17 protein-coding genes and 2 pseudogenes are annotated in these 25,531 nt (G+C 56.1%); 18 read left to right on the top strand and 1 reads right to left on the bottom strand.

Going from position 1 to position 25,531, the window contains the following annotated elements; all coding sequences use genetic code 11:
* Positions 1-49: 49 nt before the first annotated feature.
* The 12 genes and pseudogenes from ACN1C3_RS27030 (at position 50) to ACN1C3_RS26975 (ending at position 17,465) form a co-directional block, all read left to right on the top strand.
* On the top strand, positions 50-1,306 hold the full coding sequence (locus tag ACN1C3_RS27030) for an integrase domain-containing protein (protein WP_419118795.1): 1,257 nt from the start codon (positions 50-52) through the stop codon (positions 1,304-1,306).
* Between the two features lie 200 nt (positions 1,307-1,506).
* Positions 1,507-3,975 carry an N-6 DNA methylase gene (locus ACN1C3_RS27025; RefSeq protein WP_419118830.1) on the top strand — a complete coding sequence of 823 codons (2,469 nt, stop codon included), beginning with the start codon at positions 1,507-1,509 and terminating at the stop codon, positions 3,973-3,975.
* A complete protein-coding gene (locus ACN1C3_RS27020) occupies positions 3,968-5,308 on the top strand; it encodes a restriction endonuclease subunit S (RefSeq protein ID WP_419118794.1) in 1,341 nt (446 codons plus the stop codon). Before ACN1C3_RS27025 ends, ACN1C3_RS27020 begins: the two co-directional genes overlap by 8 nt.
* The gene (locus ACN1C3_RS27015; protein ID WP_419118793.1) at positions 5,308-8,619 is read left to right on the top strand and encodes a type I restriction endonuclease subunit R; all 3,312 of its coding nucleotides are present in this window, start codon (positions 5,308-5,310) and stop codon (positions 8,617-8,619) included. Before ACN1C3_RS27020 ends, ACN1C3_RS27015 begins: the two co-directional genes overlap by 1 nt.
* Positions 8,620-8,629: 10 nt before the next feature.
* Complete coding sequence (locus ACN1C3_RS27010; protein WP_419118792.1) at positions 8,630-9,343, top strand: M48 family metallopeptidase; 714 nt, start codon at positions 8,630-8,632, stop codon at positions 9,341-9,343.
* Positions 9,344-9,348: 5 nt separating this feature from the next.
* Positions 9,349-11,730 (top strand): AAA family ATPase, encoded by a 2,382-nt coding sequence (locus tag ACN1C3_RS27005; protein WP_419118791.1) that lies wholly within the window; start codon positions 9,349-9,351, stop codon positions 11,728-11,730.
* A gap of 15 nt (positions 11,731-11,745) precedes the next feature.
* A complete protein-coding gene (locus ACN1C3_RS27000) occupies positions 11,746-13,101 on the top strand; it encodes an McrC family protein (RefSeq protein ID WP_419118790.1) in 1,356 nt (451 codons plus the stop codon).
* 41 nt (positions 13,102-13,142) lie between these two features.
* Positions 13,143-13,442, top strand: a pseudogene (locus ACN1C3_RS26995) (integrase); the annotation flags it as partial.
* 1,028 nt (positions 13,443-14,470) lie between these two features.
* The gene (locus tag ACN1C3_RS26990) at positions 14,471-15,871 is read left to right on the top strand and encodes a YfjI family protein (RefSeq protein WP_419118789.1); all 1,401 of its coding nucleotides are present in this window, start codon (positions 14,471-14,473) and stop codon (positions 15,869-15,871) included.
* A complete protein-coding gene (locus tag ACN1C3_RS26985) occupies positions 15,855-16,214 on the top strand; it encodes a hypothetical protein (protein WP_419118788.1) in 360 nt (119 codons plus the stop codon). The genes ACN1C3_RS26990 and ACN1C3_RS26985 overlap by 17 nt, the downstream gene beginning before the upstream one ends.
* A complete protein-coding gene (locus ACN1C3_RS26980; RefSeq protein WP_419118829.1) occupies positions 16,192-17,172 on the top strand; it encodes an integrase domain-containing protein in 981 nt (326 codons plus the stop codon). The genes ACN1C3_RS26985 and ACN1C3_RS26980 overlap by 23 nt, the downstream gene beginning before the upstream one ends.
* Positions 17,169-17,465, top strand: a complete 297-nt coding sequence (locus ACN1C3_RS26975) for a hypothetical protein (RefSeq protein WP_419118787.1) — start codon at positions 17,169-17,171, stop codon at positions 17,463-17,465. Before ACN1C3_RS26980 ends, ACN1C3_RS26975 begins: the two co-directional genes overlap by 4 nt.
* An 829-nt stretch (positions 17,466-18,294) precedes the next feature.
* Here the strand turns inward: ACN1C3_RS26975 and ACN1C3_RS26970 are convergent.
* The gene (locus tag ACN1C3_RS26970; RefSeq protein ID WP_419118786.1) at positions 18,295-19,668 is read right to left on the bottom strand and encodes a transposase; all 1,374 of its coding nucleotides are present in this window, start codon (positions 19,666-19,668) and stop codon (positions 18,295-18,297) included.
* A gap of 500 nt (positions 19,669-20,168) precedes the next feature.
* On the opposite strand from ACN1C3_RS26970, the gene ACN1C3_RS26965 reads away from it, so the two are divergent.
* From ACN1C3_RS26965 to ACN1C3_RS26940, 6 genes and pseudogenes are all read left to right on the top strand, one after another.
* A complete protein-coding gene (locus ACN1C3_RS26965; protein ID WP_419118785.1) occupies positions 20,169-21,173 on the top strand; it encodes a hypothetical protein in 1,005 nt (334 codons plus the stop codon).
* Positions 21,174-21,180: 7 nt separating this feature from the next.
* On the top strand, positions 21,181-22,272 hold the full coding sequence (locus ACN1C3_RS26960; protein ID WP_419118784.1) for an AAA family ATPase: 1,092 nt from the start codon (positions 21,181-21,183) through the stop codon (positions 22,270-22,272).
* Positions 22,272-23,066, top strand: coding sequence for a hypothetical protein (locus ACN1C3_RS26955; protein ID WP_419118783.1), 795 nt, complete (start codon positions 22,272-22,274; stop codon positions 23,064-23,066). The genes ACN1C3_RS26960 and ACN1C3_RS26955 overlap by 1 nt, the downstream gene beginning before the upstream one ends.
* 999 nt (positions 23,067-24,065) lie before the next feature.
* Positions 24,066-24,374: pseudogene (locus ACN1C3_RS26950) on the top strand (isochorismatase family protein); the annotation flags it as partial.
* 396 nt (positions 24,375-24,770) lie between these two features.
* A complete protein-coding gene (locus ACN1C3_RS26945) occupies positions 24,771-25,157 on the top strand; it encodes a DUF6124 family protein (RefSeq protein ID WP_419118782.1) in 387 nt (128 codons plus the stop codon).
* A 35-nt stretch (positions 25,158-25,192) separates the two neighbouring features.
* A complete protein-coding gene (locus ACN1C3_RS26940) occupies positions 25,193-25,465 on the top strand; it encodes a hypothetical protein (RefSeq protein WP_419118781.1) in 273 nt (90 codons plus the stop codon).
* The last annotated feature ends 66 nt before the right edge of the window (positions 25,466-25,531 follow it).

Raw genomic sequence — 25,531 nt, 5'->3', positions numbered from 1 at the left:
ACCCGGCGCTAATCTTGGGAATACCAAAAGGTGTCATGGAGTACTTCTCATGTGCGCTCAAACCACCCGCCTCTCCGACCGCCAGCTCAAGGCGGTCAAACCGAAAGACAAGGATTACGTCCTCACGGATGGCGACGGGCTCCAGCTGCGAGTCAGGGTCAATCGCTCGATGCAGTGGAATTTCAACTACCGGCATCCCGTCACCAAGAATCGAATCAACATGGCACTCGGCTCTTATCCCGAGGTTTCTCTTGCGCAAGCGAGGAAGAAAACCGTTGAGGCCAGAGAGCTGCTTGCACAGGGCATCGACCCAAAAGCTCAGCGCAATGAGCTGCAGGAAGCCAAACGAGCGGAAACGGAACACACCTTCGAGAACGTGGCCACCGCCTGGTTCGAGTTGAAGAAGGATTCCGTCACGCCAGCGTATGCCGAAGACATCTGGCGCTCGCTCACACTGCATGTATTTCCAAGCATGAAATCAACGCCGTTATCGGAAGTGAATGCCCCGATGGTCATCAAGCTCCTTCGCCCGATTGAGGCCAAAGGCAGCCTTGAGACGGTTAAGCGAGTGAGCCAGCGCCTTAACGAAATCATGACCTACGGGGTCAACTCCGGAATGATCTTTGCCAACCCTCTCAGCGGCATTCGAGCGGTGTTCAAGAAACCTAAGAAAGAGAATATGGCCGCGCTACCACCTGATGAGCTTCCGGAGCTCATGATGGAAATCGCGAACGCCAGCATCAAGCGGACGACCCGTTGCCTGATCGAATGGCAGCTGCACACCATGACCCGCCCTGCCGAAGCGGCGACCACCCGATGGGCAGACATCGACTTCGACAAGCGCATCTGGACCATCCCGCCGGAGCGCATGAAAAAACGTCGGCCGCACACCATCCCGTTGTCCGACCAGGCACTCGCGCTGCTGGAGACTCTCAAGTCCCACAGCGGTCACAGGGAATATGTGTTCCCGGCAGATAGAAACCCGCGCACCCACGCTAACAGCCAGACCGCCAATATGGCGTTGAAACGCATGGGCTTCCAGGACCGCTTGGTCAGCCACGGCATGCGCTCAATGGCCAGCACCATCCTGAATGAGCATGGCTGGGATCCCGAGCTGATCGAAGTCGCTCTTGCCCATGTCGACAAAGACGAAGTCCGAAGCGCCTATAACCGTGCGGACTACATTGAGCGAAGACGCCCGATGATGGCCTGGTGGAGTGAGCATATTCAGAAGGCCGCAACGGGTAGCCTGTCGGCATCTGCGATCAATCAAATCAGGGACGCCAACGTCGTGCCGATACGCTAAAGACTCACCTCACGCGCGTATGGCCGAAAAATGACGCATCAGAGAAAATGGTGACTTTTCTCAAGGTCTCGTTTAGGCATGAATTGCAATCGCCTTTGCGAATACACTGTCGACCTGAAAATGGCCTCAGTGTGATGGCTAGCAACGATCTGTCTGGATATCGACCAATGCCTTTGACCCTACCCCAACTATAGCGCCACCTGTTTAAGGCCGCTGACATTCTGCGCGGCAAGATGGATGCCTCAGAATTCAAGGAATACATCTTCGGGATGCTGTTCCTCAAGCGCTGCTCGGATATGTTTGAGCAACGTCGCGAGGAAGTGATTCGCCTTGAAATGGAAGGTGGTAAAAGCAAGGTTCAGGCGCAGGTCTCTTCCGAGATCTCGCGCTGGTACAAAATAGAGGGCTCGTTCTGGGTGCCTCCGCAGTCACGCTACGAATTCTTGCTCAACGACGCACATCAGAACGTCGGCGACTTCCTGAATAAGGCGCTGACCGGTATCGAGACAGCCAATACCAGCCTGTACGACGTACTTGAACATATCGATTTCACACGCAAGGTCGGTCAGAGCAAGATCGCCGACATCAAGCTACGCCAGCTCATCACGCACTTTGGTGTGTTTCGCCTGCGCAACGAAGACTTCGAGTTCCCTGACTTGCTGGGTGCCGCTTACGAATACCTGATTGGCGAATTCGCCGATTCGGCGGGCAAAAAAGGTGGCGAGTTCTATACGCCGCGCTCGGTGGTGCGGATGATGGTGCGGCTCATCAAACCCGAGCTCAAACACGACATCTACGATCCCTGCTGTGGTTCCGGCGGCATGCTGATCGCTGCAAAGGAATACATCGACGAGCACGGCGAAGATGGCCGCAAGGCGAACCTGTTCGGCCAGGAGTTCAACGGCACAGTGTGGTCCATCGCCAAGATGAACATGCTGCTGCACGGCATCAGCAACGCCGATCTGCATAACGAGGACACCCTAGCCGAGCCCCAGCACGTTGAGGGTGGCGAGTTGAAGCACTTCGACCGCGTGCTCACCAATCCACCGTTTTCCATCCACTGGGGCAATACCGAAAAGGATGCTGACGGCAAGCCCGCCTGGAAGCCCAAGTTTGAAGCCGAGCGCTTCTCTTATGGCCAGGTGCCGCTGGGTGCCAAGAAGGCCGACATGATGTTCCTGCAACACATGCTGGCCGTCACGCGCGACGGTGGCATGGTGGCCACTGTTCTGCCCCACGGCGTACTGTTCCGGGGTGGTGAAGAAAGAATCATCAGAAAAGGCATCATTGAGGACGACTTGCTCGAAGCCGTCATCGGCGTCGCCCCCAATCTGTTCTACGGCACCGGTATCCCGGCCTGTATTCTGGTATTGCGCCAGCGGGTGCAGAAAGGTGCCAACCGCGTCAGCGGCAAACCCACCGAACGCCGAGGCAAGGTATTGTTTATTAATGCCGACCGCGAACTCTTCGAAGGCCGAGCACAGAATTACCTGCTGCCAGAGCACATCGAAAAGATAGTCACCACCTTCGACGAGTTTCGTGCCATCGACGGTTTCTCGGCCATCGTCGACAACGCCACACTCAAGGCAAACGACTACAACCTCAATATTCGCCGCTATGCCGACAATTCCCCACCGCCCGAGCCACATGACGTGCGCGCCCATTTGGTCGGCGGCATCCCAAAGGCCGAGGTGGCCGACAAAGCCGGATTGTTCAGCGCCCACGGCCTGAATCCGATGGACCTGCTGGTGGAGCGTGAGGCCAAGTATCTAGACTTCGCGCCTGTGCTCGACAAACGACAGGCTCTCAAACCGACCATCGAATGCAATGCCGGTCTGGTTGCGAAGGAAACGGCCATCCGCACTGCCTTCGAGGAGTGGTGGCAAGCCCACAGCGCACGCATCACTGCATTGTCCGGGCAAATGGACGAGGCCGCCAGCCTGGTAGCTTTGCGCAACGACCTGCTGGCCAGTTTCAGCCAAAGCCTGGAGGCTATCGGTCTGCTCGACCCCTTCCAGGTGCGCGGCATCGTTGCCGGTTTCTGGTACCAGACCAAGTACGACTTCCTCACCCTGATGGCGCGCGGCGCCAAGGGCGTGGCCGACGCCTGGCGCACTAGCATCGTCACTGCGCTGGAAGATAAGGCCAGCAAAGAAAGCCCGCTGGAGCACAAGCTGGTCAAGTTTCTGATGAGCGATTTCGTCGAGACCATCACCGAACTGGAGGCCAGAAAGGCCGAGCTGGACAGCCAGATCAAGGCCACCAGCCCCAAGGATGCAGAAGGGGGAGATGGCGAAGCCGCTGAGGCTGCAGATGACGAAGCCGACGAAGAACGCGTCGTGGATGAAGCTCAGCTCAAAGCCTGGAGAAAGGACCTTACCTCCGTAAAAAAACAACTCAAGGCCAAGAATGACAACTTCAAACAACACATTGGCGCCGCGGTTGAGGGGCTGACACCGGAAGCCGCCGACGACCTGCTGCTGACAATTCTGCACAACGACATGCAGGCCATTATTGAGCGCTACATGGCTGCGCAGCGCAGGCAGATCGTGACTGCGTACGAGAACTGGTGGGACAAGTACCGCGTGACGCTGACCGAGATCGAGGGCAAGCGTGACAAAGCTGAAAAGGCACTGCAGGGGTTCTTGAAGGAGTTGCGATATGTCTGAACCCGAACTAAACGTCGACATCCCAAACGAAGCAGATTGGCCGATACAATCGGTCGATAGCCTATGTAGTTTGATTTCGCGCGGAACGGCACCAGTCTACGTTGAATACAGCGAAGTCTTGGCGATCGGCCAGCGCTGTGTTGCTTCCACAGGATTCGCTCCCAACTTCGCACGGCCCCATTCGCACCGCGCAATGCGCAATGTGCTTCGACCAGAATCTGGTGATGTTCTTTTGAATTCGACGGGTACTGGAACTATTGGTCGATCCGTTGTTTTCAATGCGCCCGGTACTTTTATTGTTGATGGGCACGTCACTGTGATGCGGCCACGGGCCGACCTTGCTGATTCTCGGTGGCTGAACTCTGTGCTCCGCATGCCAGCACTTCAAAGGCATCTAGAGCGGTTTTGCTTTGCTGGCTCAACCAATCAACTAGAGTTAAACCGCACACCGTTGCGTGTGAGTCGACTACCCACCCCCCATATCGATGACCAACGAGCAATGGGACTGGTTATAGATGCCCTCGATACTGCCATTTACGAAACCGAGGCGATCATCGCCAAGCTCAAGGCCGTCAAGCAGGGGCTGCAGCACGACCTGTTGACGCGCGGAATAACCGCCAACGGCGAACAGCGCCCGGCCCAGGCCGAGGCGCCGCATCTCTACAAGGAGTCGCCGCTTGGGTGGATTCCGAAGGAGTGGGATGTGGTCACGCTTGAGTCGTTGTCCAAGACGGTCACCAGCGGTTCGCGCGATTGGGCGCGCTTCTATGCTGACAGCGGTGCGCTGTTCGTTCGCATTGGTAACTTGACGCGTGAACACATCAACTTTCGCTACGAATCGACGATCTACGTGCGCCCCCCTCGGAATGCGGATGGACAGAGGACACGGCTAGAGTCCGGCGACATCCTAATTTCTATCACGGCCGATCTGGGTATCGTCGGCGTCGTTCCTGATGGTTTGGGCGAGGCGTACATCAACCAGCACATTGCTCTGGTACGCCCAGACCTTGATGTTGTTAATTCGCGATTCATTGGTCATTACTTGGCTGGGCCAATTGCACAAACCTACATCAGCAAGCTGAACGATGCGGGTGCAAAAGCAGGCATTAACCTGCCAACGATCCGGGGTTTGGTGACGGCAAAGCCACTTCGTGCCGAACAGGATCTGATTGCTACGCGCTTGGATGAGATCGACAACCGCTTACAGAACGCGACTTCCGAGTCCGCCAAACTGCGAGAGCTGAAGGCTGGCCTGATGGACGATCTCCTCACTGGCCGAGTCCGCGTCACACCATTGCTGGCCGAAGCTGCACAACAAAAAGGGAGCGCCTGATGAACTGGGAACTCGATGACGTCGAAAAACCGTTCGTAGCCCAGTTGCAGGCACTCGGTTGGGCCTATAACGCAGGCAGTCTCGACGATCCAGCAGTCACGGGTCGAACCAGTTTTGCCGAGGTGATTCAGGAAGGGTTGCTACGCGAGCAGTTGCGCGCGCTGAATTCCGGCGCTGATGGAGCCCCCTGGCTGGACGATGCGCGGTTATCCGAAGCCGTGGCGGCCATCACCCGCCTGGGCGCACATAAGCTGATGGAAGCCAACGAGAAGGCCACCACCTTGTTGATCCGAGGCTTGACGGTGGAGGGTCTGCCCGGATGGGACGGCGGGCGGGGTCAGACGATTCGCTATATCGACTGGGAATCCCCGGCCAACAACCGCTTCACGGTGATCAACCAATACCGCGTCGATTGCCCGCCCGGCTTCAACAGCGGCAAGGCCTTCATCGTGCCCGACCTGGTGCTGCTGGTGAACGGCATCCCGCTGGTGGTGGTGGAGTGTAAGAGCCCGTCCGTCCCCGAGCCGCTGACCGAGGCGGTGGACCAACTGCGGCGCTACACCAACCAGCGCAAAGCTGCGCTTGAAGTGGACGACAATGAGGGCAACGAGGCGTTATTTGCCACCAACCAGCTGCTGGTGGCAACCAGTTATGACGAGGCGCGCGTGGGGTGCGTGGGTGCAGCCTTTGAGCATTATGCTCAGTGGAAGACGGTGGTCGGCCCTGATGGCGCAGGTAGCGAGATTGAGGTGGCTCAGGCGCTAGGCAAGGCGGCTCTATCCGAGCAAGAGCGCTTGATCGCCGGATTGCTTTCGCCTTCGCATCTACTGGATGTTGTGAAGAACTTCATGTTGTTCATGCAGACAGGCGGCCAGACCATCAAAACGGTATGCCGCTACCAGCAGTACCGGGCAGTAAACAGGGCAATTGCCCGCCTCAAGACCGGACAGACGCGGCTGCAGCACGGCGAACACGACAAGCGCGGCGGTATCATTTGGCACACTCAGGGCTCCGGCAAAAGTCTGACAATGGTGTTCCTGATTCGCAAGATGCGTACGGACGCGCGACTACGTCGCTTCAAGGTAGTCGTTGTCACGGACCGGAAAGACTTGCAGGGCCAGTTATCCGCGACCGCCACGCTGACAGGCGAAGCGGTGGACGTAGCAGAGAGCACTGCGGGCATAAAAGCGCTGGCACGGCGGAAGGGCCCGGGGCTGATCTTTGCCACGATCCAGAAATACCGTGACCCAGATAGCGCCGGTGATGCGCCGCTGACAGCGGACGATTTACCGAAAGTGGAAGAGTCCAAGGCCATCTACAAGGCTGAAGAAAAATTTGAGGTACTGAACGAAGACGACAGCATCCTAGTGCTGGTGGACGAGGCGCACCGCACCCAGGCTGGCGACCTGCAAGCCAACCTGCTGGCGGGCCTGCCCAACTGCGCGCGCATCGGCTTTACCGGCACTCCAATCATTATGGGTGACAAGAAGCGCACCCATGAGATCTTTGGCGAGTTCATTGACCGCTACACCATCAAGGAAGCCGAGGCCGACGGCGCGACGGTCCCGGTGCTCTACGAGGGCCGCACTGCCAACGGAGCGATCAAGGACGGCGCCAGCCTGGACGAACTGTTCGAAGACCTGTTCCGCCAGCACTCCCCGGAAGAGCTGGAGGCGATCAAGAAAAAGTACGCCACTAAAGGCCACATCTTTGATGCCCCGGCGCTGATCGCCGACAAGGCCCGCGACATCATTCGTCACTACGTGACCAACATCCTGCCTAACGGCTACAAGGCGCAGGTGGTGGCGTACAGTCGGTTGGCGGCGATTCGTTATTTTGAAGCGCTACGGTCAGCCCGCGATGAGTTATTGGCCGAGGCGCAGGTGCTCTCGCCCAACGACAAGGCCCTGGATGACGAGGCCCTGTGCCAACGCCCTTTGAGCGTGCAGGCGGTGGTGCAGGCCTGGCGGTACCGCGACATACTGGCGCACATTGAATTCGCGCCCATCATTTCGGGCAGCAACAATGACGACCCAGCGTGGAAGCAATGGACAGACGGTGCGGCGCATGAGCAACTGACCAAGCGCTTCAAGAAGCCGCTGTTCAATGGCAAGCCGGAGAAGACCGACCCGCTGGCCTTCCTTGTCGTGAAGTCGATGCTGCTCACCGGCTTTGATGCGCCGATCGAAGGCGTGATGTACCTCGACCGTCCGATCCGCGAGGCGGAGTTGCTGCAGGCGATTGCCCGCGTCAACCGTACCGGCTTCGGCAAGCGCTGCGGCATCGTGGTGGATTACTACGGCGTGGCACAGCATTTGAAGGAGGCGCTGGCAGCCTACGCTGATGAGGACGTGGACGGTGCGCTGGCCAGTCTAAAAGACGAAGTGCCGGTGCTGCGCGACAGGCACCTCCGTGTGGTGGACCTGTTCCGCCAGCACGGTATAGAGTCGCTGGACGACACTGAAGCCTGCGTTGAAGCATTGGGCAGCGAGAAGTTGCGCGCCGAGTTCGTCGTCAAGCTCAAGGCTTTCTTGGGGTCACTGGACACGGTGCTGCCGCGACCGGAGGGGTTGCCTTATTCCGGAGACGCCAAGCGCCTGGCGTACATCCATGCCCGCGCCCGCAATCGCTACAAGGACACGCCGGTACTGGGTAAGGATGTGGGTGCCAAGGTTCGTAAGCTGATCGACGACCATGTGATCTCGCTGGGCATCGACCCAAAGATCCCGCCGATTCAGCTGACCGATGCGGAGTTCGATACACACCTTGCGCGTGCCGTAAACGACCGCGCCAAGGCTTCCGAGATGGAGCACGCGATTCGCTCGCACATCCGTAAGCACACCGATGAAGACCCGGTGCTGTACCGCAAGCTCTCCGAGCACTTGAACGACATTCTCAAAACACTAGGTGAAAAGTGGAACGAGGTGATCTCGCAACTGCAGAAGATTATCGACGAATTGCGCACTGGCAAGGTGGGAAGTGCCGATACGCCGAGCGACTTGCCCGAACACTACGCGCCGTTCCTCCGCACAGTCCTTGATGTCGTTTGTGTTGGCCAGACGCCAACTGCAGCCGAGTTGCTGCGCCTGAAGGATGTGACGGTTGAGCTGGTCGAATCTCTGGCTCAGGAACTGCAGAGCAACCGCAATATCTGGAGTCCGCACAAACGCGCCGCACAGGACGAGCTGAACGGCCAGTTATTCGACCATCTAATGCGCCTTCGTCCGCCTCTGGTGGATGCGGACAAAGCCGGGGTGCTGGCCGACAAGCTGATGGAGCAGGCCCGCGCCAACCACGACAAGCTGGTGTAGGTGTAATCCAATGCTCGTATCTACGAGATCACCAGTACTCCAAGTGGGCGACTTGTTGTTCTCCATCCGACGCAGCGAACGTCGCAGAACGATGGAGATTACGGTAGAACGCAGTGGTAACTTGGTTCTGTCTGCTCCGCCGGAGGTTAGCGAAGCTCAGCTGCGCGAATTTGTCTTGGAGAAGCGCTTCTGGATCTACACCAAGATGGCTGAGAAGGAACGTTTGCAGCGCCAGATTCCGCACAAGGAGTTCGTCGGCGGCGAGGGTTTCCTGTACCTCGGGCGCAGCCACCGGTTGAAGGTGGTAGAGGAGCAGAATGTGCCGCTGAAGCTCGCGGGTGGTCGCTTCTGTATGCGCCGTGACGCCATACCCACCGCGCGCGCGCACTTCATCCAATGGTACAGCACACGTGCGAAGGTCTGGCTATCGAGCCGAGTGGCCGACTGCCAATCGCGGATGGAGGTGCGGCCAGCGGGCGTGAAGGTGCAAGACCTGGGTTATCGGTGGGGTTCCTGTGGCAAGGGCGACTGGCTGTACTTCCACTGGAAGGCGATCCTATTACCGACACGTATTGCTGAATACGTGGTGGTACACGAAATGGCTCACCTGCACGAGCCGCACCACACTCCCGCGTTCTGGTTACGCGTGGAGCGCGCCATGCCTGATTTCGCGCAGCGAAAGACTTGGTTGGCTGAACACGGAATTGATGTCGAAGGGATCTGAGAACCATGGCGGGCTATTTCACCACTGACCACTTCAAGCTGCTGAACAAATGGATGGGACAAAAGCGTGACGAATCAAACCCCGAGCAAAACCGCGCCTACGATGATCTGAAAAAGGCCTATGAGGTAACAGAGGAGTGGGCCAACAAGCTTAAGGCTGAGTTGTTTCCTGTGGGCCGCGTAGAGATTCGCAAACGGCCTACCAACCAAGGCAATAATTTCGCTGGCTACAATTGGGCAAAAATCTACCCTTCGCCCGAAGCGCCGAAGGAGTTGGCCTACACCGTAGGCATCGATGCCAACGACGGCTTCGTGGTCAAGATCGATACCGTCGGACTGGACGAATCGGATGGGACGCGAAGAGCCTATCTAACGCTGCGCGGCACCTATAACAACTCATCCCCCTTTGTTACCAAACTGCCCGCAGGCGATGGTCTGGGAAAATCGCTGGACCAGCTCATTACGTGGAGTATTGAAGCGATCCGCAGCTTCAAGCTGCGCTACGACGAGGTAGTAACCAAGCTGGACCTGGGCATGACACTGAGTGACGAGGATCTCCTCAAGCACTTCGATAGTAAACCTGCATTCCAGACTTTCCGCGCCTCGTGGTCGCCACAAGACAAGGCGCTGTTCTGTCGATTAGCGCGAGCTGTCCACATGGCAGGTCTGGACTGGTGGCACATGAACAAAGGCGTCCAAGTGCGCTTTGGCCGCAAAAACCCCGGAAGTGAGCGCGCGGTCGGTGTGCTTGGCGTCATTCGGGGCACTCGGACCCGGAAGCTCTCATGGACACGGGAGGTGGGTGCGCTACCCAAGCTCCACCGCGAACCGTTGACGGAGGAACTCGTCTCGAAGATTGAAGCAGCCCTTTCAGCCGATCGTGGCTTACTCGACGACTGGACGGTACTTGAAACGGAGCGACCGGGACTGTGGCCAGATCAACTGCGTGACGATCCAGTGGAGCACGGCGATGATTCCGACGAAGACGAAACGCTCGATTCTGATGCAGTAAGGTTCCCGATTAATCGTATCTACTACGGTCCACCCGGCACGGGGAAGACCTACGAGTTATCGAAGCTGCTTAAGCGAGAGTATGAGCAGGCCATGACTTCCGTATCCAAGGAAGAGTGGCAAAATCAGTTTGTGGGCGAAAAAACAGTGAGCCTTACCTGGTGGGAAGCAGCTGCGGCGGCTCTCTACCATCTGGGGGGGAAAGCGAGTGTCGACACACTGCTTGATCACCCGTTCATGAAAGCTATTGCTGCCGTAAAGAGTGCGAACAAGAATGTGCGAAACACCGTTTGGGGCGCCCTGCAGTACCACACGATTGAATCATCTAAAACCGTCAAGATGAGCAAACGGATGGCGCCGGCAGTGTTCGACAAACTACCGGATTCGTCCTGGATACTTGCTGGGGATTGGGAGGACGCAGCAGCCGACCTGAAAAGGCTAGTGGACGAGTACGATGCCGGTCCACCCTCAGCCGAATACATCAAACGCTACAGTTTCGTCACCTTCCACCAATCTTACGGTTACGAAGAGTTCGTGGAGGGGCTCCGACCGGTTCTCGATGGCAATGCAGAGTCCGGTGAAATCCAATACGAGATCCGCGCGGGCGCCTTCAAGGATTTGTGCAGGAAGGCACGATTGGCACCGGATCAGAAATTCGCGATGGTGATTGACGAGATCAACCGAGGCAACATCAGCAAAATCTTTGGCGAGCTGATCACCTTGATCGAATCTGATAAACGCGAAGGAGCTATGAACGCCGTTTCTGTGTCTTTGCCGTATTCCGGCGAAAGTTTTTCGGTGCCAGCCAATGTCGACATTATCGGCACAATGAACACGGCAGACCGATCCCTTGCGTTGCTGGATACCGCGCTGCGTCGCCGTTTCGAGTTTGTGTCGGTGATGCCGGACGCTCGCGATGAGCCAGGTGCGCCGCTCGCAGGCCTTCGGGTCAGCCTGGGCGAGCAGGTGGTCGATGTGCCTCGCATGCTTGATGCCATAAACCAGCGCATCGAGGTGCTCTACGACCGCGACCATTGTATCGGCCATGCGTACTTCACACCGTTGGCGCAAGTGCCTGATGGGGACGAACGATTTGTAGCATTGCAACAAGTGTTCAGCACCCGCATTCTGCCCCTGCTCGAAGAGTACTTTTTTGAGGACTGGCAAAAGATCCGTCTTGTATTGGCGGACAACCAGAAATCCCCCGCCGCACGTTTTGTTGTAGAGGGTCAAGATCAGGAGGACGATTTAGCTCGTCTGTTCGGCAACGACCATGGCATGGACAGCTACTCCACCAAGCGCCATTACGCGGTGCAGGAGGCTGCGTTCTCTAATACGGACGCCTACATTGGCATCTACCATACGTTGTCGACCTAAATCGTGGGGGGGCGCGTGAGTGGTATCTCGATCTACGAATTTGACGTACTGATAGCAGGAACATCTGGGGACGCGTCTTCCGAGGGTTTGCACACAATCCCGGACCAGGTATACGGATGGCTTGAGCGCCAATGCCTGCGGGCCACCAATGAAAGTGGTGCGCAATGGCTGCGCCTGACTCAGCGGCATGGGCATCGTGTCGTTCAGGTCACCAGTTTTGTCGGAGTGATCCGTGCACCGGACGGTTACCAGATAGAGGTGCTGCCCAAGGTCGGCAAAGCGATAGGCGGCGGTGCGATCGAGGCACGCCAGCTTCTAATCGAGATGCTCTGCTGTCTTCAAGGCTTCCGCCACGTTCAAACAGACAGCGCCAAGCTCTCGGCGGCACGAATGCCCTTGCTGGAGGTTTTTATTGCCGAATTTCTGCTTGCGGTGGGGCACATCGTCAAACGAGGGTTGCGCAGCAACTACTCCTGTCGGCAGGACAACCTGTTTGCACTTCGCGGCAAGCTGATGATGGCATCGCATCTGCGGCAAAACCTACATAGGGCGGACCGATTCTTTACAGAGCACGACGAGTTTTCGATCGATCGCCCGGAAAACCGCTTGCTACACGCCGCCTTGCGACGAGTGCTGATGCTGTCGGCGTCTCAGGCTCATCAGCAACTGGCCCGTGAGTTGGAGTTCGTGTTTGCAGAAGTCCCAGTATCAGCGCAGCCACGGATCGATTTCCAGCAGGTGCGTCTCGATCGGGGCATGGGTTACTACGGCGATGCGTTGGCTTGGGCGAAGTTGATCCTAGACGATCAGTCTCCCCTGACAGGCAGCGGCGGTAACAATGCTCCGTCGCTGCTGTTCCCGATGGAGGCAGTATTCGAAGCGTTTGTATCCAAGCATCTCGCGAAACAACTGGTGCGGCCGCTTGTCCTGAAAACCCAAGCACGCAGTCATCACATGGTTCGCCATCGAGAGCAGAACTGGTTTTGTCTAAAGCCAGATCTTTTGATCCGGGATACCAACAAGGATCTGCTGGTCCTTGACGCAAAGTGGAAACTGCTGGATGGACTGAAGGCCAATGGCACGAGCAAGTACGGCCTCGCGCAAGGCGACTTCTACCAGTTGCAGGCTTACGGCCAGAGCTACCTGAATGGAACGGGGGATGTGGTGCTGATTTACCCCAAGACGGCCGCATTCGACCGGCCACTATCAGTATTCGAGTTCCCTAAAATAAAGGGTCTGCGATTATGGGTGCTGCCCTTTTGCCTGAAGTCACGCCAGCTTTTGGTTCCGGGCGGTGCGCCGTTTACTGCAGTGTTCAAGGACACGCAGAGGGAAACTACTTTCAGACTTGAGCTGTCGGCATTCGACTGACAACTGTTCCACTCGTAGATTGCCAGAGCAGCAATAGCTAAACCGCCAATATAGCCTTGAAACGCATGGGTTTCGAGGGCCGGTTGGTCAACCGCGGCATGCGCGCCATAGCCAGCACCATCCGGAACGAGTATGGCTGGGATTCGGAGCAGATCGAAGTCGCGCTGGCGCATGTCGACAAGGACGAAGTCCGAAGCGCTTACAACCGAGCGGACTACATCGAGCGCCGACGTACGATGATGACTTGGTGGAGTGAGCACATCCAAAAAGCAGCAACGGGCAGTCTGTCGGCAACTGCCATCAACGACACCAGGAACTGCAATGTCGTGCCGATACGGTGAGCGCTCACCGGACGCCGCCGGTAACCGAAAATGACTCCCCAGATGGAGTGAAGGTTGATTTGGCGACAGCGGCGACACCGGCGACAACCTACGTAATACCTGGTCTGCAGCATGGCGACAGAAGTGGCGACTGTCGCCGCTGCAACCCTCTCTCTTGGGACTTTCTCGGCCAAGCCCACGCGAGCGGGAAGGCTCCGCATTCCCACTCGCGTGGGCTCACATTAAAAACCGACGAACGACCACCCGGTCATGCAATGCCAGCGATTTCCAAGGTCTTCCAGCGCTACCGATTGGCGCAACAGTGGTCCCAAAAATACGGTTGACCGCGAGCAGAGCGAGCGTTACACCAGAGCCTTACAAGCACTGTCCTCGACAGCACCCAGGTAGCCAGAACCTTTGAGGCTACGCCACATCGTGGTGGTTCTCCCCAAGTGCGATTAGCGTCCGGCGGCTCGCACGGTCACAGCGATGTGATGGATGCCACTTCTTCCAGAATGCCCACTGCGGCAACTCATGCCCCCTCCTGGCTGTTCTGCAGCAACTTATCCGCTTGGCCATTTCTTGCGCCAACCTTTTGCCCGTCTCTTTGCCCCCTAAAGAGACGGGCGCATCTCACATTGCTGCAGCCCCGCTCGCATGGGGCTTTGCGGCTTTCCCCCTCGTGACAATCGGCGTGACAAACACCGAATGCTCACTCGCCACAGCGATGCCGATGATGGTGCCGCAGCCCAAGGAATGGACTGCACCTGACTGACAGTCAGGCACGCCCCGGTCATCGCCTCACTGCCTTCACCTGACTCAGGATCTCGCGGCACCGGTCTCGTCAGCCAGTGCAGCCTCCACCCGCCCACCGCTATCGGTGTTCAGGAGGCCAGATCATGAGATGCCCAAGCTCTCGGTCGTAAAGAGCCGCCAGTCCCGCGTCAGTGGACAAACCTCACAGGTCGCAGGGACCTTGATCCCTGATAACACTCAGCAACCGTGGCGGGATGAGTGAGGACGAAGTCGATCATCTCAGGAGAATGGCGATGCAACTGTGTGAAGCGTTCGAGCCACCACAACCCTTGCTGGAATACCAGCAGGCGCCACTGCCGTACCCGGTCGAAGCCCTAGGGGATCTGTTGGGCCCTGCGGTCGAACGACTGGCCGAGGTGATCGGCGTGCCCTGCGCCATGGCCGCTCAATCGGTACTGGCTACTACTGCCCTGGTGAGCCAGAGTCATGCCAATGTCCAACTCGACGGTCGAACCTATCCGCTGTCCCTTTACCTACTGACGGTGGCGTCCTCGGGTGATCGCAAAAGCGCGGTGGACCATCTGGCACTGAAGGCGGCGCGCGACTGGGAGCGACAGCAGTGGACCCAGTATGCGGAAAAGCTCAAAGCCTATCGCGCCGCCAGCAACATCATGGCCAAGCCCAAAACCGCAAAGAAACACGCGGAGGCGGAAGGCGGTGAGCAGTCCGAACCGGTACCGCCAAGACTGATCATTGCCGAACCGACCATCGAGGCCCTGGTCAAAAGCCTGTGCCATGGCTTGCCCAGCATGGGTTTGTTCAATGATGAAGGTGGCCAATTCTTGGGTAGCAGCACCATGAGCAAAGAGAATCTGCTCAAGGCAATCACCACCTTGTCGATGCTGTGGGATGGCAGCCCGATCGACCGGGCGCGGTCCATGGCCGGAGAAAGCCTGCGGGCCTATGACCGCCGCCTCAGCCTGCATCTGATGCTGCAACCCTACCTGGCCAACCAACTTTTCAAAAACCCGGTGATCAATGGCCAAGGCATCCTGGGCCGTTGTCTGATCAGTTGGCCCGAGCGCCTGGCCGGCCAGCGGCTCTATAGGGCGATCGACTTGAGCCGGGATGCCAAAGTCCAGCGCTACCAGCAGCGGATCACCGCCCTGCTGCAAAAGCCCTGGTTGCTTCACCAGGATGGCTCACTCAATCCCACCACGCTGGAGCTGACTCCCCGGGCCCGACGGGCCTGGATCGATATTCACGACACCATCGAGTGCCAGTCGGGCGAGTTCGGCGAGCTGGCCGGCGTCCAGCCTGTCGCGAGCAAGGCGGCGGCGAATGTGCTGCGCATCGCAGGTGTACTGGCCATGGTTGAAGAGGCCAGTCAGTTGGATGAAGCACACATCCAACGCGCCTCCACGTTGATGGATTACTACCTGGCCGAGATTCAGCGCCTGACCGAACAGGAGCCGGTCAATAGCCGACGCGAGGAAGCAGATCGGCTGCTGCGCTGGCTGGTGCAGAAAGGCTGGACCCACTTCACCATCCGCGACGTCAATCGCAACGGCCCTCGTTTTGCCCGCAAGAGCGCTGACCATACCGCCTCTTTATTGGTCGTACTGATCACTCATCGCTGGCTGAGCAGCCGCGACGGAAAAACTTTCGAGGTCCGCCATGTTTCGCCTCAATGACGCGGTGCGCCGCTACCAGGCGCAACATCAACCGCAGCCAGAATCGCGGCGTGTCGCCGCCGCTGTCGCCACCCTGTCGCCACGCACCAGGCCAGAAACGACGCGGGCTGTCGCCACTGTCGCCGCTGTCGCCACACCACCCTTGGACCCTGCCTACCTCGCCCGACTGATCGAGCAACTGCGTGAGGAAGGAGCACTGCTGCAACACCAGGAGAACGCCCTCCTGATCCGCCCGACGCACTGGCGGCAGATGGACAGGCTCAGCCCTCACTGGAAAGCCCTGCTGCTCTTTCTGCAAACGAACGAAAACGGTGATGACGATGGCCTTGGTCAGTCGGCGTGAGGGTCGCAACTTTGGCTATGGCCGCCAGCTGAGCTACGCCGGCCCACAAGCGCTCAAGGATCTGTTTGCCGGCGGCCACTTCGCTACGGTCAAAGCGCATAGCGATCGCTGGCAAGCGTTCGTGCGTTGGTGTCGGTCAGAGGACGGCCCCGGTTTCAACGATGCGCGTCAGATCGATCGATGGACGCTGCAAGACTACGCCGCTTACCTTCGCCAGCAGATCCAGCAAGGCGAACTCTGCATCGCGACCGCGCAGAACCGCCTGAGCAGCGTCAACCGCACCCTCGCCGCGCTGCGCGGTGATCAAGACGTGAGAATCGCCAGCCCGAGTCAGGCGTTGGGACAGCAGCGCTCGAGCGTACGCACCCACGCGCCGGATGGCCAAGACCACCAGCAGGTGCGGCGAGTACTCGAGGCGCTTGGCGAACAGCAACACGAGCGGGTGGCCGCGATAGTCCTGTTGGCCCGAGCTACCGGTATGCGCCTGCGCGAAGCGATCCTCGCTGATCTGCCACGTCTCCACCGTGAAGCCGAGCACTTCGGTCGCATCAACATCCAGGACGGCACCAAAGGCGGCCGCTCAGGGGCATCAGCGCCGCGATGGATCAATGCTAATGAAGAGGTGAAGGTGGCGCTACAGCTCGCCCGAAATGCGTCGCCGCCCCGCAGCCGCAACTTGCTGGCACGAGGCGAAAGCTACGCCGCATTCCTGCAACAGACCGTACTCCCCGCCCGCGAAGTGCTGCATGAACAAGGGCTGAAGGGCTTTCATGAACTGCGAGCGGCCTACGCCTCCGAACGTTACGAGCAACTCACTGGCCATGCCGCACCGGTCAATGGTGGTCACTGCTATCGCATTGACCGCTACCTTGATCAACAGGCGCGACAACAGATCAGCGTTGAGCTGGGGCATAACCGGATCGATGTGGTTTCGGCCTACATTGGAGGTCGAGCGTGACCAAACCGTTCGATATGGCGCTGTTCCTGAGCGGCGTACTGACCGGCTCGAAGGCCACTCAGCAACGCCATCTACGGCAAGCTCGGGTCATGCAAATGGCCATTCAACAGCGATGGCAGCGAGATAATCCCTGGACCTGGCAGTTTAAGCATGTGCGCTGGTTTCTTACTCAGCACCTGAGAGATCACTCCGAGGCCACCCAGTATTACTATCGGCTCACCGCTCTATTGGTCTGGAAGCGATTAGGGAATGACTGGCAATTGCTGATTGGTAGCTCGACTAGTCGTAGGTAGGCAGCCCCCAGTCTCACTTGCCCGCCTTCATCTATCTCAGCGTGGATATTCTCTTGCGGATAAACCTGCTCGAAAAACACCGCCGCAATGGCAAAAAACAACCCAAACTGAATAGTCGTGACAGGAAGAAAACGGCCAAAAGCGGCCCGTGGACAGGCCAATGGCGAAACAGTAATTTGTGCGACAAGGCTGGCGAGAAATGGTCGGCAGCGAATCATTCAATCGGGCGCCCACGTATGCCCACTTCGCTAACCTTTAGGTGCCGCTATGGACTCGTATCGCAAGCTGGTTTCAGCAATAGAGGCGTTTGATCGCTGGGAGCAGCCTTGGGAGTTTTATGAGTCTGTATCATCTGCACCATCACTCGACGCAAATGACCTCGAAAAACTGCGACGCGCCTGGGGTACAGCAATAGAGAGAGGAGGCTGGCTTGCGAGCAAGGACTTTGCCGATGGCTGCTCACTTGCAGATGCTTGTCTTGCGTCTGGATTTCCATGGCTTTCGAACAAGGCCCGACGGCAGCTTGTCCACGGGGCTTCCTACCAATGGCTGTAGCGCTAACAGCTTCGTCGAGGGCTGGATCAACGTTGGCGCATCTTGTTCAACAGCCCATTAACCGAATGACTACCTAGGGTCGGTTTCAGCCGGTCGTGGAAGGCAGAGATCGGCCGATTCTGTTGAAAAAGTCGGATTTTCAGATCACCTGAACTCAGGCACGGCCACCACCAGAGAACCTACTCACCACATTGAGTGGTTTCTCGGCCCTTCGTTGACCATTGTTGCTTTGTTATTGGGTTAATTTGAGGTTTTTGGCTTAGTGCAGGCGCACCTATCCCGGGGCAGGCGGCCCTTGGGATGTAAGTTTGGCCAGTCGACGCAGGTTCTGTACCGCAGCCGCCAGTGTGAACTCATCGGTCGCGCCGCTCATGCCACGTAGTCGCAAGCGATCCAATTTCAGGATGCGCTTGAGGTGGGCAAACAACATTTCGACCTTTTTACGTTCGTGGCGAGAGCGCTGATATGCCGGTGTTGCTGCAATGCGCCGAGCCACATCGCGAGCGGCTTCATGGACGCTGCGAGCGATCTTGCGGAACGCAGTGTTCGGGCAGCACTTGGCTTTCATCGGACACGTAGCGCAATCGGTCTGCCGGGATCGGAAGATGATGGTGTTGGCTTTGGTGACGTGTGAACGCTCATTCTTGAAGGCTCGCCATTCGCTGCGCAATGGGTTGCCGGCCGGGCAGCGGTATTCCTCAGCCTCTTCATTCCAGTGGAAATCGTTACTCGAAAAGCTGTCGTTCTTGCGCTCGGTTTTGTCCCACACCGGCACATGCGGCTCGATGTCTTTTTCCTCCACCATCCAGGCCAGCATCGGCGCGGTACCGTAAGCGGTATCGCCAATGAGGCGCTCCGGCTTGATGTCGAACTGCGCTTCGACCCGTTCGATCATCGTCTTGGTGCTCTCGACTTCTGCGGTTCGATGAGCCGGTGTGGGTTCCACATCCATGATCACGCCGTGCTCGGTATCGATCAGATAATTCGTGGAGTAAGCGTAGAAAGCTGGGCCGCCTAGAGCAGCGGTCCAACGGGCCTGAGGATCCGTCAGCGACAGGCGCTTCGGTAGCGTTTCGGCCAGAGCCTCTTCATCGAGCGCCTCAAGATACTCACGCACGGCGCGAGTGGTCAGGGATGGATCGCTCCAGTTGACCTGTTCATCTCCCGGTACGCCGCGCTGCCGACTCGCATCCGCTTTGATGATGCTGGCGTCCACGGCAAAGCCTTCGCCCTTGACCAGACCGGCGTCCATGCAGCGACGCAGCACTTCATTGAACAACCAGCGAAACAGATCACTGTCTCGAAAACGACCGTGTCGATTTTTGGAAAAGGTCGAGTGGTTGGGGACTTCATCTTCAAGGCTCAACCGGCAGAACCAGCGATACGCCAGGTTCAAATGGGCCTCTTCGCACAACCGCCGTTCGGAGCGGATGCCGTAGCAGTAGCCGACGATCAGCATGCGGATCATCAGTTCAGGATCAATCGACGGACGTCCAATCGGGCTATAGAAATCGGCGAGGTAATGGCGCAGGTCGCTCAGATCGAGACACCGATCAATGCTGCGCAGAAGGTGATTGGCTGGAATGTGATCTTCAAGGTTGAACGAGTAAAACAGCCGATCCTGCCCACTCGATAACTGTCCCATCATGCTGTGTGATCCCCCTCCGGCCAATGAAGAGATTTTGCCGCAGGCCAGTCAGGGGAGCTACTTTTTCAACAGAATCGGCCAATAGCAGCCCATCATGATCGAGTGCTGCTGGCCTTTGAGTCACTAAATGATCTTATTCTGGGTCAACGCTATGTCAATGGCATCTTTTCTGAAACCCCGGTGATGTTGAGTTAAACGAAAAGCTCATTGAATTGCGCAACAACGCCGAGCGGCTATCTAACGCAATAATATGCTCTCAAGCCTAACCAGGCGCCTGGCAATTGTGCCCGTAGCCGTGCTTGTCCGTTCCTTTCGCGTCAAATCTCAGACGGCAGTAAATGAACGAAGGAGAGGTGTTGTTGAATCTCGTGGGAAACTGCAAACTGTTTTGGCGACTGTAGACCTTCACAAATCTAGAAAAGCATCCATCTCGTGGACGCCGTGGAAGCGCTGATTTCGGCGTGTTATGCTCGGCCATAAATTTTGCGCTGGACCACCATATGAACGACGCCAGATACTTAGAAGGGGGATTCAGGTATACCCCACGGACTTTTACACTCCGTCACGTGATCCATTCAATCAACGAAAAAGAAATAATCATAAATCCAGAGTTCAAATATATCCGTACTTGGACAAAGGCGTTAAAAGTCCAACTAGTCGAAAGCGTTTTGTTGGGAATACCGGTGCCGGAAATCTGGCTTGAAGAGAATCATTATAGTGAACTAACCATACTTGAAGGTGCGCATCTTCTTGAGTGCTTAATGGATTTTTCCAAAGACAAATTCCCATTAACTGGGTGCAGAATAATCCCAGACGTAGAAAACCGTTACTACAGTGAATTACCATTTAGTTTCGCTAGCGCCTTCCTTAATCGGACCGTTATCGAAGCGCGCATTATCAGCTATGATACGGCCCCCCTACTGAAATACGAATTCTTCAAACTGCTGAACTTGGAAAAGCGTAACTTCATCGCTCAAATAGCAAGAAATTATGCATTCCCCAGGGTCGGAAAATTTCTTCGCAATTTGACGGAGGAATGTAGATCATTAGTTAGATTTCAAGACAGCGATACTTCCTACACTCAAATTTCGTTCAAGCGCCCCTTCGAAGTTGATCGCGTATATTTATTAATTGTGGCAATGGTGCTGCTCAAGCGTGGACATTTGCTGCCGTCGTCAAGAGATATTGAATCCCTGCTCGATGAAGCCATGCTTTTTGTCAATGACAACACTCAGTTACACGACCCCCTGAACATGGAGGTCAAAGATTGTCTCGTTAAAATTACCGACAAAACCTCCTACCCTCTGTGGGTTAATTTCGGCTTTTCTAAAGCGCGACATAAACACTACGAATTCTCAGACGAACATATCCACGTCGATACCCTGCTCTATGCCTGTGTTCAAGTGCTCAACAAACAATCCTTCAGCTTGAACCTTTACCAAGGTCAAGAAAAATCTTACTTAAGACACCCCACTACCCGCAGGCTCTTTAATGACTTGCTTTGAGGTCAGGATGCTCAAAACACTGCACGTCAAGAACGTCAAATGCTTCTCCGACACCCATTTTAACTTTTCCCCCATGACGGTGTTTGCCGGTGCCAACTCGGCCGGCAAGTCAACAGCACTACAGTGCCTTTTATTGCTCAGACAAAGCTTCAAGCCTGAGCAGTCGACGGGACAGGTTTTAGCTATGATGGGCGAATTGTTTTCTGTGGGGCACGCAAAAGACCTTATCAACCATACCCCAAAGGGTGAAGCACTAGAAATAGAAGTGGATGACACAGTGTTTTCTGCGGATCTCAAGGGAGTCGACATGGAGGCCTATCATATTGAGCTTGACTCACCTACTTCTTTGGATCATCCGTTGTTCAATGCTGACTTTAACTACCTCAGTGCACTCCGCTTAGCTCCACAAATTAGCTACGACGTCAACTACGACTCGAAAATATTCGATGTGGGCATATATGGTCAATTCGCCGTGGCAGAATTGATGCGCCGTGGCGGCCGTGCGGCTCCTAATCAACGCTTGGCTAAAAAAGTGTGTGCTGGTATAGGGGATGGCGAGCACGAGCAACGAGAGATCAATCTTGAAATCGCCTTTAAAGAAGCGATGAAGACGATTAGCCCCGACTTCAACATCGTTGTGTCTTCGCACACAGGCTTGGATAAAGTCTCTAACACCTTTGCCTCGCAGGGCACCGCTCAAGCAGTACGGCCGGTAAACACCGGGTTCGGCATCAGTTATGTCATGCCCATCATTGTGGCGGCTTTGTGCACGAGTGAGGGTGGTTTTCTGCTAGTCGAAAATCCGGAGGTACACCTCCACCCTGCCGCTCAGTCCGTATTAGCCGGGTTCCTGACCCAAGCGGCGGTTTGTGGCATTCAGGTAATTCTTGAGACGCATAGTGACCATATAATCAATGGCATTCGGGTGTTTATCAGAGAAAATAAAGTCCCAGATGGTTTAGTGACTATCAATTCGGTACGGGCAACAGCTAATGGTCGCGAAGTTACTGAAATTATCGTTGAGTACGATGGTGCATTGTCTGATATGGACGAAGGCTTCCTAGATCAAGCCCCGAAGGATTTGCTGAGGCTGTTTTAATGAAGGTATACATCAACGATGCTTCAATTGCAGGTCAGGCTATAAATGAAGTGGAATCAATATCACTGCTCAAAATGCTTGCCACGGCCGTAGACGCATCCATAAGTCTAGCTCATGGCGGAAAAGCCTATCGAACGCGAGATTTGCCGAGCAGAGTAATTATGCCCGACGTCACAGTTCATACCTTGCTCTCGTGCTATCTCAATAACCATCAGTATGGTGAAGTCGCGCAATATATTCTGGCGACGCTATTACGCCGGCCTGTTGACAAGCTGTATCACGAACTGCCCGAACACACGATCACTGATGAAAATGGGCAATGCTTAAAAACAACATGCTTTGATTCAGCTGTACAAGCGCCCTGTGGGGCCCTAGTCATTTCGGCCGTAAAATCGGCAGTTTCCACCCGTCAGAGTTTTACCGTCAATAGCTCTCTCTTCGGACAGAAGAAAATCGCCAACGTGTGCGACGAGGAGGTAATCCGAGCGCAAGTATGGGTGTTCGAGCACAATCCCAAGCACCAAAAAAAACCAACCATGAACAAAGGAAGCATAGCCAGTGTCATGGACCTGACTCCGCCAGAGGCCCAAGAGGTGCTTAGCAATGGCGTCATGGTTGGTAACCGAGTATATGGCTACCGGAATGAGGCGTGGTATCAATTCCACCGCCATGAGCACGGGCTTTACCACGGATTTAGGATCGAGCTTGAGGACAATAATAAGGAACATATGAAGGCGCAGAAAACGTTCGAGGCAACGGAATATAAACGATGCGGTCAGGTTTATACGGAGTAATTCGACGAAGGCCAATGGATCACCGAATGGTTGCCCTCCAACCGCGAGAGTAGAGTGGCAACTTCATGGCCTTGTTCAACCGCTTTAATAATCGACGTTTTTTGGTTGCTCTGCGCACGTTCCCTCGTTTGAGAGTCGCCATGCCGCTTTGCGCCATTTAAACACTTTTGGCATCGATCAAAATATTCGCATAACCGTCGCCAACCTAGAAGTCTACAACTTTTCCATCACCATCAGGTACTTTAGCTAACTCGTCTTCTTTGACAAAGCCAGTCCCGAATTGTTCAGACAGTCGCCAGCATATCGTTCAAACTTCTGGCTAATTTCTGACAGGGAAATAATCAGCAATCAGCCAAAAGCGGTCGCTACCCTGTCCTCCTGGCGGCCGATAGGTGATGCACAACAGCACTTGCAGCTTAGAAAGCCATACGCCCTTGCGGGCCATCCAGAAAAACAACGGGTACTCCCGAAGAGGTGGGGCAAGGAATAATTCGGGCCCGCGTCTCCGTTATATATGACCCATTTTCGGCGGTTGGTTGCTGTTTGGTCGACCACTACGAGCCCCCTGGTTCTATGGGTTCCCGGGCCCGCTTATCGCAACCAGTCAACCCAGCCATGTTAATGGAGGGATATTTTCCTAGACAAATTTGATTGTGAACAGTGCCAAAGAAGCTCTCCGCCAACGACAGCTTCTGGCCGATCTCTGCCTGTCGCCGCCGGCAGCTATGGGTAGTTCACTGCCAAACATGGTTATGAAGGGTGCTGGTCAGATCGAATGCAAACGGGTGGCCAAGTGGAGTGCAGTATTCCAATTGGTATTCCAACTAAAAATTAAAACTGTATTTAATGTTATAAGTCAATAACTTATTGAACTGATTCAAATTACCCCGGCCCACCAAACGAAGCATCAACAAAGCCCGCCTTGTGCGGGCTTTGTTGCATCTGGGGTTTAGGTGATCCCCGTGCAGGAGCGGGGCTTGCCCGCGAAGAGGCCCGTACGGCTGGCATCCCACTCCAGAGGACGACTGACTGGTTCAAGCCGATCTCATCTTCATCAAACACGGCTACGTGCCCTCCCCTGAAACCATCGAGTACCTGAAAAGCCTGAACGTGGATCGCGTTCTCGTGTGCGGCCTTCAGACTGAAACATGCTGTCTGGCGGCTGGGTTTTCGCTGGTTGATGCGGGGTTGCAGCCGACGTTGATTACGGATTTGACGATGGGCTCGTCGCTGGATCGGACGGGCGGGTTGGAGGTCAAGTTTTGGCAGCATCACTTCAAGCACACGATGGAGTCGAGTGAGGTGTGATGGAAAGCAAGCGTCGAGGCATCTGGATGCAGACCATAATTGGATGATCATGCCGGTACCTAATTAATCGTAATCTGTGAGCTTCAGACGTTTCCTGCAACCTATAGCGCCTTGGGTGAACTTGCGCAGGATGACCCACGAAGATAATCTTCGCGGGTCGCTGCAAAATCAGCGACCGGGTTTAGCAGCTCGGTTAATATCAAGGCACGCAGGTGCCGCTATTCGATCAGTTGGCACTTTTTTTGTGTCCGCTGTTTCGTATTATGGCGGCTGTGCGGGGGGCACCTTCGGGTGCGCCGGGTTCCTTGATTCCTGGTCTGCTAACCCGCGTACAGTCGCCACCCTTTTCGTTTAGCAGCGATGTCTGGTGACTCCACTAATCAAGGAGTTTCACTCATGAAAAAGATCACTCCCGATCCCCCCGAAACCCCAAGCCTTTCCACCTCAGATCCCCTCGATCCTGCTCAGCGCTCCACGGTCGCTCAACGTGCCCTCTGTGACCCTTTGCGTAACCCAAATCCCGCCAACCCTATAAGCCATATCTTCACCATTGCCCCCGACGTCGACACCGAAACCTTATGGGTCCACGCCTCCGAAACGCTCGCCTCGCTCAGTGCGATGATCACTGACCTGGCCTTCGAGCTCGAAGGCTCGCGCCGCAACAAGGCTCTGGCGATTCAGCAATTGATCGTCCTGGGCGAGCTGTTGGTGAACCGAGCGTTGGACCATCTCGACACGTCCGATTCGACGGCGTCCGCGGTCACTCCAATATCCGGCCACTAAGTGGTCACGCTCGTTTATCCAATAGAGGTTTAGCCATGGCTCGCTACATACCCATCACCGGCATCGACAGCAATTTCCACTCTCTGCTGATCGACACCGAAGCGCCCCTTGACGTGTTGCACGACGCTGCCGCTTACCGCATCAGCGCCGTGACTCAATTGCTGGAGAATCTCGCCATGCGCGAGGAAATCAGCAGCGACGCGGTGGTGCTGCATGACTTCGCTCGAGTGCTGGCGATTCCGTTGCGTGACGGCTGTGATTTGCTGGACGTTATCGGGCGACGATTGCAGGCACAGATTGCGTCATAAAAAACGGGTGACCTCAGGGTCGCCCATTTTTTGGGTTGAAGGATATTTTAGGTAATTAGGGGGCGG

Source organism: Pseudomonas sp. H11T01 (assembly GCF_048515765.1).
GTDB lineage: Bacteria > Pseudomonadota > Gammaproteobacteria > Pseudomonadales > Pseudomonadaceae > Aquipseudomonas.
This window is presented reverse-complemented; position numbering and strand designations above follow the sequence as displayed.